Here is a 15952-nt window from a genome sequence, read left to right as displayed (position 1 = left end):
TAATTTTAGTGGCATGGAAATTGAATAACCTGACCCAATAGCCAGTTTGAGGTCAGCTTTATGACAGCCCAGCAGCAAGACAATCCACTCCAGTCTCACGAGGTGAGCCAGCTCTACGCCATTTTCCAGGCGCTGCCGACCGGTGTATTGCTGCTCGATGGCGAGGGGCGCATCACCCGTGCCAACCCCGCCGCTCTGGCGCTGCTGGGGGAACCGCTGGAAGGTCAGGCCTGGCGCCAGATCATCGCTCGCTGTTTCCAGCCCCGTGAGGATGACGGCCACGAGATCTCCCTGCGCGACGGCCGTCGGGTCCAGCTCTCGACCCAGCCGCTGCCGGATCAACCCGGTCAGCTGGTGTTCATCACGGATCTCACCGAAACCCGCAAACTGCAGGACAGAGTCAACCACATGAAGCGGCTGTCTGCCCTGGGCAACATGGCCGCCTCGCTGGCACACCAGATCCGCACACCGCTCTCCGCCGCCATGCTCTATGCGGCCAACCTGGCCAACCGCACCCTCAAGCCCGAGTCGCGCAGCCAGTTCCAGCAAAAGTTGATGGATCGGCTCAAGGATCTGGAGAAACAGATCAACGACATACTGCTGTTCGCCCGCAACGGTGACAACCAGGTGGTGACGCCCATTTCGGTCCAGGGATTGCTGGCGGAGGTGCAGGCCGGTGCCGAGGCATTTTGCAACCAGCAGGGCTGTGAGCTGCACATGGAGGCGCCCGAGCCGGATCTCTGCCTGCTCGCCAACAGCAACGCGCTGGCGGGGGCCATCAACAACCTGATCGCCAACGCCCAGCAGGCGGGGGCTACCTCCTTGCTGGTGAGTGCGGTGCGCAGCGGCGCCCGGGTGGAGATGCGCATCCTCGACAATGGCAAGGGGATGCCCGCCCACCTGCTCAACCAGATTTTCGAACCCTTCTTCACCACCCGCTCCCAGGGCACAGGCCTGGGTCTGGCTGTGGTGCAATCCGTAGTACGTGCCCATCAGGGGGAGGTCAGCGTGGCCTCAGTGCCCGCTGAAGGCACCTGCTTTACCCTGTCGTTCCCCCTGCATCAGCAAGCTGTGCAGCTTGGAGGTGTCGCATGACTCAGGCCCGTATTCTGGTCGTGGAAGATGACAATGGCCTGCGCGAGGCGCTGGTGGATACCCTGTTGCTCGGCGGCTACGAGTGCCGTGAAGCGGACAGCGGCGAGCGTGCCCTGCTGGCGTTGTCGCGCCAGAGCTTTGACATGGTGATCTCGGATATCCAGATGGGGGGCATGGATGGCCTGACCCTGCTGGCCAACATTCGCCAGCAATATCCCCAGGTGCCTGTGCTCTTGATGACCGCCTACGCCAACATAGACGGGGCCGTGCGCGCCATGCGCGAAGGGGCCATCGACTACCTCGCCAAGCCGTTTTCACCCGAGGTACTGCTCAACCAGGTCAGCCGTTATGTACCGGCCCAGAAGGTGGAGAAGCGCGCCGTGGTCTACGGGGATCCCAAGACCGCCGAGCTGTTCCAGCTGGCGACCCGGGTGGCCCGAAGCGAGGCTACCGTCATGGTGACAGGTCCGAGCGGGACGGGGAAAGAGGTGCTGGCCCGCTACATCCACGACAACTCCAGCCGTGCCGAGCAGACCTTCGTCGCCATCAACTGCGCCGCCATCCCGGAAAACATGCTGGAGGCGACCCTGTTTGGCTACGAGAAGGGGGCCTTCACCGGCGCCGTGCAGGGGTGCCCAGGCAAGTTCGAACAGGCCCAGGGCGGCACCTTGCTGCTCGATGAGATCACCGAGATGGATCTGGGGCTGCAGGCCAAGCTGCTGCGGGTCTTGCAGGAGAAAGAGGTGGAGCGGCTCGGCAGCCGCAAGCTGATCCCGCTGGATGTGCGGGTCATCGCCACCAGCAACCGGGATCTCAAGAAGGCGGTGCAGGACGGCCTGTTCCGCGAGGATCTCTACTACCGTCTCAACGTCTTCCCGCTGCGCTGGACCTCGCTCTGGGAGCGGCCCGGCGACATATTGCCGCTGGCTGAACACCTGCTGGCGCTGCATGCCAGCCAGCAGGGGTTGCCGACTCCGCAGCTGGCAGACGCAGCGCGCGAACGCCTGCTGGCCCACCCCTGGCCCGGCAACGTGCGGGAGCTGGACAATGTGGTGCAGCGTGCCCTGATCCTGAGCCCGGATGGGCTCATCGGCTGCGAGCACCTCATCCTGGAAGAGGTGGACGAGGAAGAAATCCGCTTCACCGGCGGCGAGCGCAGCAGTGGCAGCGAGCATCTGGGCAGCGAGCTCAAGCAGCAGGAGCACCAGATCATCCTCGATACCCTGCAAGACTGCAACGGCAGCCGCAAGGCGGTGGCCGACCGGCTCGGTATCAGCCCGCGCACCCTGCGCTACAAGCTGGCCCAGATGCGGGAGGCTGGGATAGATCTGCCCGCCTGAGTTCGGAGTGGGCATCGCCTGGAGCCTGGCGACCCTGTGCTTCTATCCGCGCGGCTGGCGTGCCCTGCCAGGGAACTGTCATGGTCTTGGCGGTCTGGCTCGATTATCATGGGGTCCTCGGCGCTTTGTGCCTGGACCCTGTTTTTATTGGTAGAGCAGGGGAGCCTGGCCTCAACAAGGGACCCTTATGATCTCTCATCGGAAACTCGAAACCCTACTCAACCATCTGCTCGAACCCCACGCCATCAAAGACTATTGCCCCAATGGCCTGCAGGTGGAGGGGCGCGAGCGCATTCGCAAGGTGGTGACCGGGGTCACCGCCAGCCAGGCCCTGATCGACGCGGCCGTGGCCGCCGATGCCGATGCCATCCTGGTGCATCACGGCTACTTCTGGAGCGGCGAACCGGCCCAGATCACCGGCATGAAGCAGCGCCGCCTCAAGACCCTGTTGACCCACGACATCAACCTGTTTGCCTACCATCTGCCGCTCGATGTGCATCCCGAGGTGGGCAACAACGCGCAACTCGCCAGGCTGCTGGACATCAAGGTACGCCGCGGCCTGGAGCCCTGGAACAGCAAGAGTGTCGCCATGGTGGGCAAGCTGGAAGAGCCCATGAGCGGCAGCGACTTTGCGAAGCTCATCACCGAGCGGCTCGGCCGTGAACCGCTGCATTGCGGTGACAGCGGCCCCGCGCTTATCCGCTCCGTGGCCTGGTGCACCGGCGGTGGCCAGAGTTATATCAATCTGGCGGCGGAGCAGGGGATCGATGCCTTCATCTCGGGCGAAGCCTCCGAGCAGACCATTCACACAGCCCGCGAGATGGGCATGCACTTCTACGCCGCCGGCCACCACGCCACCGAACGCTATGGCGTCAAGGCGCTGGGGGAGTGGCTGGCGACCGTGCACGGGCTGGAGGTCACCTTTATCGACATCGACAATCCGGTTTAAGTCCTGCGCCGGCCGATGGCCGCTGTACTGCAAAAGACAAAAAAGGGAGGCCATAGGCCTCCCTTTTCACATCTCGGTGTTTCCGCTACTCGCTGGCATAACCTGCCGGGCCAAGCGCGGCACCGTCCAGCAGGACGGCATCACCTTGCATTCTCAGCCTTCCCTCGCAGAACCACTGCACCACCAGCGGGTAGATGCTGTGTTCCTGCACTTGCACCCGGGCAGCCACCTCGTCCGCGTCATCCCCTTCGAAGATGGGGACGCGGGCCTGCAGGATCACCGGGCCGCCATCCAGCTCTTGGGTGACGAAGTGGACGCTGGCACCGTGCTCACTGTCACCGGCGTCGATGGCGCGCTGGTGAGTGTGCAAGCCCTGGTATTTCGGCAGCAACGAGGGGTGGATGTTGATCATCCTCCCCGCGAAGTGGCGCACCAAGGGGGCGCTCAGGATCCGCATAAAGCCGGCCAATACCACCAGGTCCGGCTTATAGTCCGCCATCAACGCCTGCAGGGCGAGGTCGTAGTCATCCCGGCTGGCAAACTGCTGCTGGGCCAGAATGGAGGTCGCCACACCGGCCTCTTTGGCGCGAATCAGACCATAGGCATCGGCCTTGTTGCTGATGACGCCGACCACCTCGCCGGCAATCTTGCCGCTGGCGCAACTGTCGAGAATGGCCTGCAGGTTGCTGCCGCTGCCGGAGATCAGCACCAGAATGCGTGTCATCGGGCTCATCGGATGATGACCTGCTCCTCGCCATCGGCAGCCTTGGCGATATGGCCGATGTGCCAGGCGTTCTCGCCTTCCGCCTTGAGCAGGGTCAGGGCCTTCTCCAGCTGGGAGGCAGGCAGGGCTATGATCATGCCGACGCCGCAGTTGAAGGTACGGTACATCTCGTGGCGGGTGACGTTGCCGGCCTGCTGCAACCAGCTGAACACCGCCGGCCACTGCCAGCTCTGCTCGTCGATCACCGCCTGGGTGTTGGCGGGCAGCACGCGTGGGATGTTCTCCCAGAAGCCGCCGCCGGTGATGTGGGACAGGGCGTGGATCTCGCACTCCTTGATGAGCTTGAGCACGGGTTTCACATAGATGCGGGTCGGCTCCAGCAGGGCGTTGGCCAAAGTGGTGTCACCGAGTGGCTGATGCACGTCTGCCTTGGAGACTTCCAGGATCTTGCGCACCAGGGAGAAGCCGTTGGAGTGGGGGCCGCTGGCGGCCAGGGCGATCAGGGCATCGCCGTCACCGACCTTGCTGCCGTCGATGATCTCGCTCTTCTCCACCACGCCGACGCAGAAACCGGCGATGTCGTAGTCTTCCCCTTCATACATGCCCGGCATCTCGGCGGTTTCGCCGCCCACCAGGGCGCAGCCGGACTGCTCGCAGCCCGCACCTATGCCGGTGACCACGGCGGCGGCCGTGTCTACATCCAGCTTGCCGGTGGCGTAGTAGTCGAGGAAGAACAGCGGCTCGGCGCCTTGCACTATCAGGTCATTGACGCACATGGCCACCAGGTCGATGCCGACGGTATCGTGCTTTTTCAGATCTATGGCGAGACGCAGCTTGGTGCCCACACCGTCGGTGCCGGAGACCAGTACCGGCTCCTTGTAGCCCGCAGGGATTTGACACAGGGCCCCAAAGCCGCCAAGACCACCAAGGACTTCAGGACGACGAGTGCGCTTTGACACGCCCTTGATACGTTCAACCAGTGCATTGCCGGCATCGATATCTACGCCGGCATCCTTGTAGCTCAGTGAGGTTTTGTCAGTCACGCGTATTCCCCGTCATATAAAGAAGTGGAGGGTAAAATTCGGGGCGTATTCTAACAGTGGCCGGGTAAAAGCAGAAAGGAAATCGTTTGCGCGTTTTTGCGTGGAAAAGCTCTACAAGCGGCGGCTTTTGTTGTATGATTCCGCGATTTTTTTGCGGCAGTTAGAGGAGATAATAATGAAAGTCGTTGAAGTCAAACACCCCCTGGTCAAACACAAGATCGGGCTGATGCGTGAAGGCGATATCAGCACCAAGCGTTTCCGTGAACTGGCCAAAGAAGTGGGCAGTTTGTTGACCTACGAAGCGACCTCTGACTTCGAAACCGAGAAGGTTACCATCGATGGCTGGAACGGGCCAGTGGAAGTTGACCAGATCAAGGGCAAGAAGGTCACGGTCGTGCCTATCCTGCGTGCCGGTCTGGGCATGATGGATGGCGTGCTGGAGCACATGCCGAGCGCCCGCGTCAGCGTGGTCGGTATCTACCGCGATGAAGAGACCCTGCAACCGGTTCCCTACTTCGAGAAGATAGTCAGCAACATCGAAGAGCGTCTGGCTCTGGTCATCGACCCCATGCTGGCCACCGGCGGCTCCATGATCGCCACCATAGACCTGCTGAAGAAGAAAGGCTGCCAGTCCATCAAGGTGCTGGTGCTGGTTGCCGCGCCGGAAGGGATCAAGGCGCTGGAAGCCGCTCACCCCGATGTAGAGCTCTACTGCGCCTCCGTCGACAAAGGTCTGAACGAGAAAGGCTACATAGTCCCGGGTCTGGGCGATGCCGGCGACAAAATCTTCGGTACCAAGTAAGTTGATGCATTGACCCGCTTCCCACGTGGAAGGGGTGATCGGAGCCGGCGCCTCGCCGGCTCTGCTGTTTATCCCCCTCCAGCTTGCTGCAATGCGCGCCTTGCCGCTACCATAAGCACCATCTCCCATTTCGAGACTCTTCTCATGTTCAAACGTGTTGTGACCGCCCTCTGCTGCGGCTTGTCATTCATGGTCTCGGCCGCTCAGGTGACCGATCTCTATCAGGGCAAGGCGCCCACCAGCGGTGACATGGTGGCGGCCCAGTCCCAGGCGTTGGGGGATGTGCTGGTCAAGGTGACCGGCAAGCGGGATATCCTCACCCAACCGGCCGTGGTCAAGGCGCTGGCCGCCCCTGGCGACTATGTGCAGCACTACGGCTATCAGGATGTGGGGCCGGTCAAGTTTCTCAAGGCCGACTTTGACGTCGCCAAGGTCAACGCCCTGATCTCCCAAAGCAAATTTGCCCTGCTTGGGCCGGCCCGGCCTCAGGTGGCCATCTGGCTGGTGATCAATGAGGGAGAGCGCCGCGTCCTGCCGGATCAGTCCAGCGATGGCTGGGCCGCCGCGCTGCGAACCCAGAGCCAGGCCATGGGCCTGCCGGTCAGCATTCCCTTGATGGATCTCGATGACAACATGGCGGTCAATGCCACCGATGTCTGGGGCCGCTTCGCCGATCCCATCCTCAAGGCGAGCCAGCGTTATGGCGCCGAGATGGTGGTGCTGGGCAAGCTGACCCCGGAAGGGGAGAAGTGGAGCATAGACTGGGGCCTCTATGGACCCAAGGCCGGTGGCGAGCTGGCCGAGTTGACCCGCGGCAGCGGCAGCGGCACCCAGGCCGAGGTGGCGCAGGGATTTGCCGATGGGCTGGCGGCCTGGCTGGTACAAAACTATGGCGCCCGCATCTCGGGTGTTGCCTCCAGCCAGACCCTGGTGGTGGAAGGCTTGTCCGGCATAGACGGCATGATCACGGTGCAGAAGATGCTGCAGGGCATGGCCAGCGTCACCAAGGTGGAGATAGGCAAGCTGGAGGGGGACAAGGTCACCTTCAACCTGGCATTGCAGGGGGACAAGGCCGAGCTCATCCGTGGCTTGCAACTGGAGAGCCGGCTGCGCCAGATTGATGATAATGACAGCGGTTTGCGCTACCAATGGTCGCAGCCCTGATCATTTCTGCCTTGTACCAACCGCCCGGCCAGGTCCGGGCGGTTCTCTATCTGCTTTTGCGATGATACACTCAGCCACAAATGTCACAGTCAAAGCCCAACGAGTGAAGCAACCGGCCCAACTGTCTTTAGCCGTACAATTACCGGATGATGAAACCTTCGTCAGTTTTTATCCCGGCAACAATGCTCATCTGATCACCGCCCTCAAGAATGCGGCCATCGGTCAGGGATCACCTTTCCTCTATTTCTGGGGCGCCAAGGGATCGGGACGCTCCCACCTGCTGCACGCCACCTGCGCCGAGGTCAATGCCCGCGATGCGGCGGCGGCCTATCTCTCCCTCGATCAGTTCGAACAGCTGGATCCCAGCATGCTCGACGCCCTCGAAAGTCTGCCGCTGGTCTGTCTGGACAGTCTGGAAGCCATCGCCGGCAATGCGCTGTGGGAGCGAGCCCTGTTCGATTTTTACAATCGCTGGCAGGAGAAGGGCGAGGGTACTCTGGTGGTCACGGGTTGCAGCGCCCCGCGCAAGCTGGGGCTGCAGTTGCCGGATCTCGCCTCCCGCCTCGACTGGGGGGTGAGTTTCCATCTCGACGAGCTGGATGATGAAGGCAAGCTCAGTGCCCTGCAGCTGCGTGCCGAGCTGCGGGGCTTCAAATTGCCCATCGACGTGGGCCGCTTCCTGCTCAACCGACTCTCCCGCGACATGCGCACCCTGCTTACCACCCTCAATCAGCTCGATAACGCCTCATTTCGCGCCAAGCGCAAGCTCACCATCCCCTTCGTCAAAGAGATCCTCGAACTCTGAGCCGGCGGTGAGCGCCTGTCTGCGCTGCATCCTTGAGCGGCGAGCAAAAAGAAACCCCGGCACCTGGCCGGGGTTTTTGTTCGAGCTCGGTGGCTCGCATGCAGTTATCAGTGGAACTGATCTTCTTCGGTGGAACCTGTCAGCGCTGTCACTGACGATTGGCCACCCTGGATGACGGTGGTCACCTTGTCGAAGTAACCCGTGCCCACTTCCTGCTGGTGTGCCACGAAGGTGTAACCACGGCTGGCGGCGGCAAATTCCGGCTCCTGCACCATCTCGACGTAGTGCTTCATCCCCTCGCCACGGGCGTACTGGTAGGCCAGTTCGTACATGTGGAACCACATGTTGTGGATGCCAGCGAGGGTGATGAACTGGTACTTGTAACCCATGTCGGACAGCTCCTGCTGGAAGCGGGCGATGGTGGCATCGTCCAGGTTCTTCTTCCAGTTGAAGCTGGGGGAGCAGTTGTAGGCCAGTATGGTGTCCGGGTACTGCGCCTTGATGGCTTCGGCAAACTTGCGCGCCTCGTCCAGATCCGGCTTGGCGGTTTCGCACCACACCATGTCGGCGTAAGGGGCATAGGCCAGGCCACGGGAGATGGCCTGCTCGATACCGGCCTGCACCTTGTAGAAGCCTTCTGCGGTGCGCTCACCGGTCAGGAAACCGGCATCGTAAGGGTCTGCATCCGTGGTCAGCAGGTCGGCCGCGTTGGCGTCGGTACGGGCAATCACCAGGGTAGTGGTGCCGCAGACGTCGGCTGCCAGACGGGCGGCGACCAGCTTTTGTACCGCTTCCTGGGTGGGGACCAGCACCTTGCCGCCCATGTGGCCGCATTTCTTCACCGAGGCCAGCTGATCTTCGAAGTGCACGCCGGCGGCACCCGCTTCAATCATCCCCTTCATCAGTTCGAAGGCGTTCAGCACGCCGCCGAAACCGGCTTCGGCATCCGCCACGATCGGCAGGAAGTAGTCGATGAAACCGGCATCCTGCGGACCCACCTTGTTGGCCCACTGGATCTGGTCGGCACGGGCAAACGAGTTGTTGATGCGCTCCACCACGGACGGGACAGAGTTGGCCGGGTAGAGGGACTGATCCGGGTACATGGTGGAGGACAAGTTGTTGTCCGCCGCCACTTGCCAGCCGGAGAGGTAGATGGCCTCTATGCCCGCCTTGGCCTGCTGCACCGCCTGGCCGCCGGTCAGGGCGCCGAGACAGTTGACGTAGCCTTTCTTGGCGCTGCCGTGGATCAGTTCCCACAGTTTGTCGGCACCGCGCTGAGCCAGGGTGTGCGCCGGCTGCAAGCTGCCGCGCAGGTTCACCACGTCTTCGGCGCTGTAGCCGCGCTTGATCCCTTTCCAGCGGGGGTTTTCTGCCCAGTCTTTCTCGATAGCCTGGATCTGTTGCTCACGGGTCAGTGCCATATCAGTTCCCTCTTTCATTGATTTCACGTTTCCATTGACTTGTTATTGGCGGGCTCCGCTGGGGAGGCCCGGAGTTCAGAGCCGCTCGTAACCGGGCAGCGTCAGAAAATCGATCAGGGTGTCGGCGCAGGTGATCTGCTCCATCAGCTCGCTCGCCTCGGCAAAGCGCCCCGCTTGCCAGCGGGCGTCGCCCAGTTCGTGTTTGACCACCTGCTGCTCCTCGGCCAGCATCTGGCGGAACAGCGCCTTGGTCACCACCTGGCCGTTCGACAGGCTCTTGCCGTGGCGGATCCACTGCCAGATGGAGGTGCGGGAGATCTCTGCGGTGGCCGCATCTTCCATCAGGCCATAGATGGGCACGCAGCCGTTGCCGTTGATCCAGGCTTCCAGGTATTGCAGGGCGACCCGGATGTTGGTGCGCATGCCCGCCTCGGTGCGCTCACCCTCGCAGGGGGCCAGCAGGTTGGCGGCCGTGATGGGGGCATCCTGCTCGTGCAGTACGCCGATCTGGTTCTTGGCGCCAACGGGAATGGTGGCGTTGAAGACCGCCATGGCGGTGTCGGCGAGGCCGGGGTGGGCGACCCAGGTGCCGTCGTGGCCGTTGTGGGCTTCGCGTTCCTTGTCTGCCTTGACCTTGGCAAACACCTGCTCGTTGACGGCCGCATCCTTGGCCGGAATGAAGGCGGCCATGCCACCCATGGCCAGCGCGCCGCGCTTGTGGCAGGTCTTGATCAGCAGCCGCGAATAGGCGGAGAGGAAGGGTTTGTCCATGGTGACTACCTGACGGTCCGGCAGGACCCGATCAGGGTGATTCTTGAGCGTCTTGATGTAGCTGAAGATGTAGTCCCAGCGGCCGCAGTTGAGCGCGACTATGTGATCCTGCATCTGATAGAGCAGCTCATCCATCTCGAACACCGCAGGCAGGGTTTCGATGAGCACAGTGGCCTTGATGGTGCCGCGGGGCAGGCCGAACTTGTCTTCGGTCCAGGCGAACACTTCGCTCCACCAACGCCCTTCCAGATGGCTCTGCAGCTTGGGCACATAGAAGTAGGGGCCCGAGCCCTTGGCCAGCAGCGCCTGATGGTTGTGCAGGAAGTAGAGGGCGAAGTCGAACAGGCCGCCTGGGATGGGGGCGCCATCGAAGGTCACATGTTTTTCAGGCAGATGCAGGCCACGCACCCGGCAGATGAGCACGGCCGGATCCGGGTTCAGGGTATAGGCTTTTCCTTCCGGACTGGTGTAGGAGACGGTGCCGTTGACCGCATCGCGCAGGTTGATCTGCCCCTCGATCACCTTGTTCCAGGCGGGGGCCAGCGAATCCTCGAAGTCCGCCATGAATACCTTGACGTTGGCATTGAGGGCGTTGATCACCATCTTGCGCTCGACCGGGCCCGTTATTTCCACCCGTCTGTCTTGCAGATCGGCGGGGATGCCGCGAATGGTCCAGTCACCGGCACGGATGTGGGCGGTTTCCGGCAGGAAGTCCGGCAGCTCGCCGCCATCGATGCGGGCCTGGCGTGCCACACGTTGTTTCAGCAATTCCCCTCTTTGGGGCGCGAAGCGTTCCACCAGTTCGGAGACCAGAGCCACCGCGTCCGGCGTCAGAATTTGCGCGTATTCGGGCAGCATCTCGCCCTGGATGCGAAGGCGGGCGCTGCAGTGGGTCTGAGCCGGTGCCGACATAAGGTTCACTCCTTTGAGAATTACATTTTGAACTTACTAACTACGACTAAAGTCGATCCCTGTTCTTTCAAACTTCCCGTAACAACGGGATAACACGATTCATAAGGTGCGAAATATTGCCCTGTTCGTCAACCACTTTTTTAAAACGCCTGTTTTTGACTGGTGGTTAAGATGATGTTTTTAATGGACTTATGTGATTAGCGCAAAAGCTCTATGCAGATGGTTATGCGCTTGTTTTCCGACCCCTGATGGTGGTGTGATCCAGTGGAGGGAATACGGCTTGGGATGTAACTTATTACGTAATAAAATTACAAATGCAAAAACAAATCCCGACCTAACTCCAAGCTTTAAAAAAACAGCTGTATGAAATGAGATCGGCGATCCCAGTGAATATCCAGCTCCTGCCAACATTGGCTAGTGAACGTTTGTTTAAAACTTGGATGGCGAATGGGGGCCGAATGGGATTTACCCCACCAGCGAGGGGAAAGTGACGAGCAATAACGTAGGTTTGTATCACCTTGGCCTGACAGCCCGCAGAGGGAGGGGAGGGTGATGAGTAGTGAATGCAACTGGTTATGTTCAGTTTTACAGCATTTTATTGTTATTTGTATCAGCGGGCCTTCCTGGCCACTTGGGAGGATGAAAGGGTGGCGAAATTCACGGCTCAGCGGCCACACTCTCCTGTTGCGTGCGGGGGATCCCTTGAGGGGCGGGATCAGTAATCGTCGTCCGGCGCCGCCAGATCGACCACGTCAAGACGCACTATGGTGCCGTATTCGTTATCACCGAGCTCGACGTTCGGTAGTGGCAGGGGGGCCTGGTCGGGTTGTGCGTCAACTGCTTGCGTCATGGGTGCTTGCCTCGTTGGATTGCAAGCCGGTTGGTGACTCCATCACCCGGATTTCCACCTCCCTGTATCCATTGCCGGCGGAAAAGTGGCGTATCCTAGCGGGACTCTTGAAAGGTTTCAAGCGGTTCTGTATAAAAAACATGCCGTCGATAGTGATGGCTCTGTGGGCAAGGCGTTTGGCAGGACAATAAAGATGGGAAGCGGGCAACGAGGCAAAAAAATAGCCCAGTCGCGAGACTGGGCTATTTTCGGGGAAAATGGTCGGTGTGAGAGGATTCGAACCTCCGACCCTCTACACCCCATGCAGATGCGCTACCTGGCTGCGCTACACACCGACGAGGTCAGTCTGAGCTGACGGAAAGGAGTCTAATGATATGGATCGGTTGGTGCAACTCCTTTTTTATCAGGGAGATGCCGACTGCTTCTTTATTGCGCAACCAAGATGTAGCTTGGGCCTGCAGGTGAGATTTGGCATAATCGCCGCCCCGTGTTGCGGTGCGTGCATCCACTGCCAGGCGAGCAGCCTTGCCGGGTGATCGCGTATGTCGTCATCAGCCGCCGGGCAGGGGCTGGTCCTGGATAACCGTATCTAGGTAAAGAAGAGACGGATGAGCGATCAATCAGGCCGGGAAGCAGGACAAACCGTCATGAACAAGCTGTCGAGAGAGGACAAGGGCGTGGAACCACCAGAAATCGCACCGTGCTTGGGGCATGGCGCACAGGCAATATAACGACAAAGAGGTAAGGGCGTGACGCCATCAGAGAATGCTGACTCCTTTGAGCAAGCGCAGCAAGACGAGCGCTGGATGCGCCACGCCATGGCGCTGGCCGCCAGGGCCGAGGGGATAGGCGAGATCCCGGTCGGCACGGCGCCAATGTTCAAGGCACAAAGGCAATATAAAGAGGTAAGGGCGTGACGCCATCAGAGAATGCTGACTCCTTTGAGCAAACGCAGCAAGACGAGCGCTGGATGCACCACGCCATGGCACTGGCTGCCAGGGCCGAGGGGGAAACGGGTGAGATCCCGGTCGGCACGGCGCCAATGTTCATGGCGCACAGGCCATATAACGACAAAGAGGTAAGGGCGTGACGCCATCAGAGAATGCTGACTCCTTTGAGCAAGCGCAGCAGGACGAGCGCTGGATGCGCCATGCCATGGCACTGGCCGCCAGGGCCGAGGGGATAGGCGAGATCCCGGTCGGTGCCGTGCTGGTGCTGGGGGACGAGGTGGTCGGTGAGGGGTGGAATCGCTCCATCAGCGCCCATGACGCCTGCGCCCATGCGGAAATCATGGCGATCCGCGCCGCCGGTGTCCGGCTGGAGAACTATCGGCTGCTCGACACCACCCTCTACGTGACGCTGGAGCCCTGCTGCATGTGCGCAGGCGCCCTGATCCACAGCCGGGTCAAGCGGGTGGTGTACGGGGCGCGGGATCTCAAGACAGGGGCGGCCGGGTCCGTGTTCGAGATATTGCAGGACCCGCGCCACAACCACAGGGTCGAGTTGACCGGCGGTGTGCTGGCGGAAGCCTGCTCGGCCCAGCTGTCGGCCTTCTTCAAGCGTCGCCGCGCCGAGAAAAAGGCGGCCAGACAGGCGCTGCAACAAAGCGGCGGCCCCGCCGTCTGACAGCAAGGGGGTGAGCCGCCTCGCCCCCTCGTTTGATGCCTTCATATATCCTCATATAAAACAGCAGGTTGGCACCGCTGCTTGCCGACAATGCCCTGCCTGAATGCCCCCAAAATAACCTCTTCACAGAGGGCCTCGATGTAACAAAACTGTCATGCAACCGCCATATAATGCCGCCAAGCCTAGCTCACATTGAGGTCTTGCATGTCATCGGAATCGATAAACTTGGGTATGGCGGGCAGTAGAAAGCGCCGTATCAAGGATAAGTTGGCCAAGTACGGGGTCACCACGGGTGGTGCCCTGGTGCTGGTGGCCCTGTTGCTCATTTTCTTCTACCTGCTCTATGTGGTGAAACCCATCTTCAATGGCGCCACGATGGAGCCGACCGCGTCGTTCACGCTGCCCGTTGCGGGCAAGACCGCCTGGCTCGGGATGGAGGAGCAGAACGAGATTGGCTACCGCTTCAGCGACAAGGGGCTGGTCAACTTCTTCGCCGTCCAGGGGGATGGCAAGGTCAAGGTGGGTCAGGCGCTGGGTCAGGCCCAGGTCGCGGGTGACATCACCACGGTCGCACCGCCGGCACCGGGTCAGAAGCTCATCGCCTACGGTTTTGCCGATGGCAAGGCGCTGGTGATGCAACCCTACTTCAAGGTCTCCTATCCCAACGACGTGCGGGTCATAGAACCCAGCCTGCAGTATCCCTTCGGCGAAGCGCCCGTGGTGATAGATCCGCAAGGGAAAGCGTTGCAGCTGATGGTGTTCGAGGCGACCAAGGAGAAGATGGCCACCGCCGCCGTGACCGAGGATGGCCGCGGCGTGATGACGGTCATGAGCGGCGAGGAGAACTTCCTCTCCGGCGAGGTGGAGTGGAGCGCCCAGAACTACAGCATTCCTTCCCTGCCGCGTCATGTGGATCAGCTGTTGCTGACCCCCAACTTGCGCATCCTGTTCGTGCGTGAGGGCAACCGTCTCTCCGTCTACGACATTCACAACCTCAATGACATCTCCCTGCGCAACGTCATGGAGATCAATGCCCCCAACGCCAACGTGACCCGGGTCGAGCTGCTCTCCGGTGCTTCCTCCCTGCTGGTGGGCAATGACAACGGCGTCATCTCCCAGTGGTTCGAAGTGGCCAAGGACGGCAAGCGCCAGTTCACCCCCATTCGTGACTTCAAGGGCGATGGCCCGGTCGACTTGCTGACCCCGGAGCACTTTCGCAAGGGCTTCATCAGCGCAGGCAAGGATGGCACCGTCAGTTTCTTCCACGCCACCGGCGAGACCAAGCTGCTGAGCGAGAAGGTAGAGGGCGGCGCCCTGTCGGCCCTGGCCATCTCGCCACGCCACAACGTGCTGCTGATGCAGCAGGGGGATGGCTTCAAGCTGTTCGCGGTGGAGAATGAGCACCCCGAGGTGACCTGGTCTGCCCTGTGGCAGGAGGTGTGGTACGAAGGCTATCCTGAGCCCCAATATGTGTGGCAATCCACTTCCGCCAGCAATGACTTCGAAGCCAAGCTGAGCCTGGTGCCGCTGGTGTTCGGCACCCTGAAAGCCTCCTTCTACGCCATGATGTTTGCGGTGCCGCTCGGCGTTGCCGGCGCCATCTACACCGCCTACTTCATGTCGGCCGGGCTGCGCAAATACGTCAAGCCGACGGTCGAGATCATGGCGGCGCTGCCGACCGTTATCCTGGGCTTCCTGGCGGGTCTCTGGCTCGCTCCCATCATAGAGGGGGCGCTGCCCGGGGTGATCCTGCTGCTGATCCTGCTGCCGATGGGGATGCTGCTGACCGCGTTGGTGTGGAACTACCTGCCGGAGCGTGGCCGGTCGTGGTTGCCTGAGGGCTGGCACGCCATCCTGCTGATTCCTGTGCTGCTGCTGATCGGCTGGGGCGCCTTCGCGGTGAGCCCGCTCATCGAGAACGCCTTCATGCATGGCGACTCGCGCATCTGGCTGACCCACGAGATGGGTATCAAGTTTGACCAGCGCAACTCCCTGGTGGTCGGTATCGCCATGGGCTTTGCCGTCATCCCCACCATCTTCTCCATCGCCGAGGATGCGGTCTTCTCCGTGCCCAAGCATCTCACCCAGGGTTCGCTGGCGCTGGGGGCGACCCCCTGGCAGACCCTGAGCCGGGTGGTGATCCTCACCGCCAGCCCGGGCATCTTCTCGGCGGTGATGATGGGCCTTGGCCGCGCCGTTGGCGAGACCATGATAGTGCTGATGGCCACCGGCAACACCCCCATCATGGACTTCTCCATGTTCCAGGGATTGCGCACCCTGGCCGCCAATATTGCGGTGGAGATGCCGGAATCGGAAGTGGGCAGCTCTCACTATCGGGTGTTGTTCCTCGCGGCCTTCGTCCTGTTTGTGTTCACCTTTATGTTCAACACCCTGGCCGAGTTCATTCGTCAGCGGTTGCGTGAAAAATACAGCTCTCTGTAATGAGCCGT

Annotated in this window: 14 protein-coding genes and 1 tRNA gene; 9 read left to right on the top strand and 6 right to left on the bottom strand. The window is 61.2% G+C overall.

The window, feature by feature from the left end:
* Window positions 1–60: 60 nt before the first annotated feature.
* The 3 genes from BN1118_RS13695 (at window position 61) to BN1118_RS13685 (ending at window position 3384) form a co-directional block, all read left to right on the top strand.
* Window positions 61–1095: a sensor histidine kinase gene (locus tag BN1118_RS13695; RefSeq protein ID WP_043137499.1), complete on the top strand. Its 1035-nt coding sequence runs from the start codon at window positions 61–63 to the stop codon at window positions 1093–1095.
* Window positions 1092–2435, top strand: coding sequence for a sigma-54-dependent transcriptional regulator (locus tag BN1118_RS13690; protein ID WP_043556653.1), 1344 nt, complete (start codon window positions 1092–1094; stop codon window positions 2433–2435). The genes BN1118_RS13695 and BN1118_RS13690 overlap by 4 nt, the downstream gene beginning before the upstream one ends.
* Before the next feature lie 187 nt (window positions 2436–2622).
* On the top strand, window positions 2623–3384 hold the full coding sequence (locus BN1118_RS13685) for a Nif3-like dinuclear metal center hexameric protein (protein ID WP_043556652.1): 762 nt from the start codon (window positions 2623–2625) through the stop codon (window positions 3382–3384).
* An 85-nt stretch (window positions 3385–3469) separates the two neighbouring features.
* Here the strand turns inward: BN1118_RS13685 and purN are convergent, their stop codons facing one another.
* Window positions 3470–4108 carry a phosphoribosylglycinamide formyltransferase gene (gene purN / locus BN1118_RS13680; RefSeq protein WP_043556828.1) on the bottom strand — a complete coding sequence of 213 codons (639 nt, stop codon included), beginning with the start codon at window positions 4106–4108 and terminating at the stop codon, window positions 3470–3472.
* Between the two features lie 5 nt (window positions 4109–4113).
* Window positions 4114–5151 (bottom strand): phosphoribosylformylglycinamidine cyclo-ligase, encoded by a 1038-nt coding sequence (gene purM, locus BN1118_RS13675; protein ID WP_043137490.1) that lies wholly within the window; start codon window positions 5149–5151, stop codon window positions 4114–4116.
* A gap of 175 nt (window positions 5152–5326) precedes the next feature.
* On the opposite strand from purM, the gene upp reads away from it, so the two are divergent.
* The 3 genes from upp to hda all read left to right on the top strand — a co-directional run bounded on the left by upp (window position 5327) and on the right by hda (window position 7922).
* Window positions 5327–5953: a uracil phosphoribosyltransferase gene (upp, locus tag BN1118_RS13670; protein WP_043137488.1), complete on the top strand. Its 627-nt coding sequence runs from the start codon at window positions 5327–5329 to the stop codon at window positions 5951–5953.
* A gap of 144 nt (window positions 5954–6097) precedes the next feature.
* On the top strand, window positions 6098–7117 hold the full coding sequence (locus BN1118_RS13665) for a DUF2066 domain-containing protein (protein WP_043137485.1): 1020 nt from the start codon (window positions 6098–6100) through the stop codon (window positions 7115–7117).
* 103 nt (window positions 7118–7220) lie between these two features.
* Window positions 7221–7922 (top strand): DnaA inactivator Hda, encoded by a 702-nt coding sequence (gene hda / locus BN1118_RS13660; RefSeq protein WP_016351307.1) that lies wholly within the window; start codon window positions 7221–7223, stop codon window positions 7920–7922.
* Window positions 7923–8029: 107 nt separating this feature from the next.
* On the opposite strand, the gene aceA is transcribed toward hda, so the two are convergent.
* From aceA to BN1118_RS13645, 4 genes are all read right to left on the bottom strand, one after another.
* Window positions 8030–9343, bottom strand: coding sequence for an isocitrate lyase (gene aceA / locus BN1118_RS13655; RefSeq protein ID WP_043137483.1), 1314 nt, complete (start codon window positions 9341–9343; stop codon window positions 8030–8032).
* Window positions 9344–9418: 75 nt separating this feature from the next.
* Window positions 9419–11026 carry a malate synthase A gene (gene aceB, locus BN1118_RS13650; RefSeq protein ID WP_043556649.1) on the bottom strand — a complete coding sequence of 536 codons (1608 nt, stop codon included), beginning with the start codon at window positions 11024–11026 and terminating at the stop codon, window positions 9419–9421.
* Window positions 11027–11741: 715 nt separating this feature from the next.
* Window positions 11742–11876, bottom strand: coding sequence for a hypothetical protein (locus BN1118_RS22390; RefSeq protein WP_280136099.1), 135 nt, complete (start codon window positions 11874–11876; stop codon window positions 11742–11744).
* A 258-nt stretch (window positions 11877–12134) separates the two neighbouring features.
* Window positions 12135–12211, bottom strand: a tRNA-Pro gene (locus BN1118_RS13645).
* A 414-nt stretch (window positions 12212–12625) separates the two neighbouring features.
* Between BN1118_RS13645 and BN1118_RS22495 the strand changes: the two genes are divergently transcribed.
* The 3 genes from BN1118_RS22495 (at window position 12626) to BN1118_RS13635 (ending at window position 15944) form a co-directional block, all read left to right on the top strand.
* Complete coding sequence (locus BN1118_RS22495) at window positions 12626–12793, top strand: hypothetical protein (protein ID WP_167336109.1); 168 nt, start codon at window positions 12626–12628, stop codon at window positions 12791–12793.
* Between the two features lie 169 nt (window positions 12794–12962).
* Window positions 12963–13502 carry a tRNA adenosine(34) deaminase TadA gene (gene tadA, locus BN1118_RS13640; protein ID WP_084214110.1) on the top strand — a complete coding sequence of 180 codons (540 nt, stop codon included), beginning with the start codon at window positions 12963–12965 and terminating at the stop codon, window positions 13500–13502.
* Between the two features lie 204 nt (window positions 13503–13706).
* Window positions 13707–15944, top strand: a complete 2238-nt coding sequence (locus BN1118_RS13635; protein WP_043556646.1) for an ABC transporter permease subunit — start codon at window positions 13707–13709, stop codon at window positions 15942–15944.
* The last annotated feature ends 8 nt before the right edge of the window (window positions 15945–15952 follow it).

This window comes from Aeromonas bestiarum (genome assembly GCF_000819745.1).
In the GTDB taxonomy this organism is placed as follows: Bacteria; Pseudomonadota; Gammaproteobacteria; order Enterobacterales; family Aeromonadaceae; genus Aeromonas; species Aeromonas bestiarum.
Note: the sequence above shows the minus strand (reverse complement) of the source record. Positions and strands in the feature narration are given on the sequence as shown.

Excerpts from the sequence above, each read along its gene's own strand:
- BN1118_RS22390 (WP_280136099.1), bottom strand. The coding sequence starts at position 11,876 with ATGACGCAAGCAGTTGACGCACAACCCGACCAGGCCCCCCTGCCACTA.
- upp (WP_043137488.1), top strand. The coding sequence starts at position 5,327 with ATGAAAGTCGTTGAAGTCAAACACCCCCTGGTCAAACACAAGATCGGG.
- BN1118_RS13665 (WP_043137485.1), top strand. The coding sequence starts at position 6,098 with ATGTTCAAACGTGTTGTGACCGCCCTCTGCTGCGGCTTGTCATTCATG.
- purN (WP_043556828.1), bottom strand. The coding sequence starts at position 4,108 with ATGACACGCATTCTGGTGCTGATCTCCGGCAGCGGCAGCAACCTGCAG.
- BN1118_RS13690 (WP_043556653.1), top strand. The coding sequence starts at position 1,092 with ATGACTCAGGCCCGTATTCTGGTCGTGGAAGATGACAATGGCCTGCGC.
- aceA (WP_043137483.1), bottom strand. The coding sequence starts at position 9,343 with ATGGCACTGACCCGTGAGCAACAGATCCAGGCTATCGAGAAAGACTGG.
- BN1118_RS13695 (WP_043137499.1), top strand. The coding sequence starts at position 61 with ATGACAGCCCAGCAGCAAGACAATCCACTCCAGTCTCACGAGGTGAGC.
- BN1118_RS13635 (WP_043556646.1), top strand. The coding sequence starts at position 13,707 with ATGTCATCGGAATCGATAAACTTGGGTATGGCGGGCAGTAGAAAGCGC.
- aceB (WP_043556649.1), bottom strand. The coding sequence starts at position 11,026 with ATGTCGGCACCGGCTCAGACCCACTGCAGCGCCCGCCTTCGCATCCAG.
- BN1118_RS13685 (WP_043556652.1), top strand. The coding sequence starts at position 2,623 with ATGATCTCTCATCGGAAACTCGAAACCCTACTCAACCATCTGCTCGAA.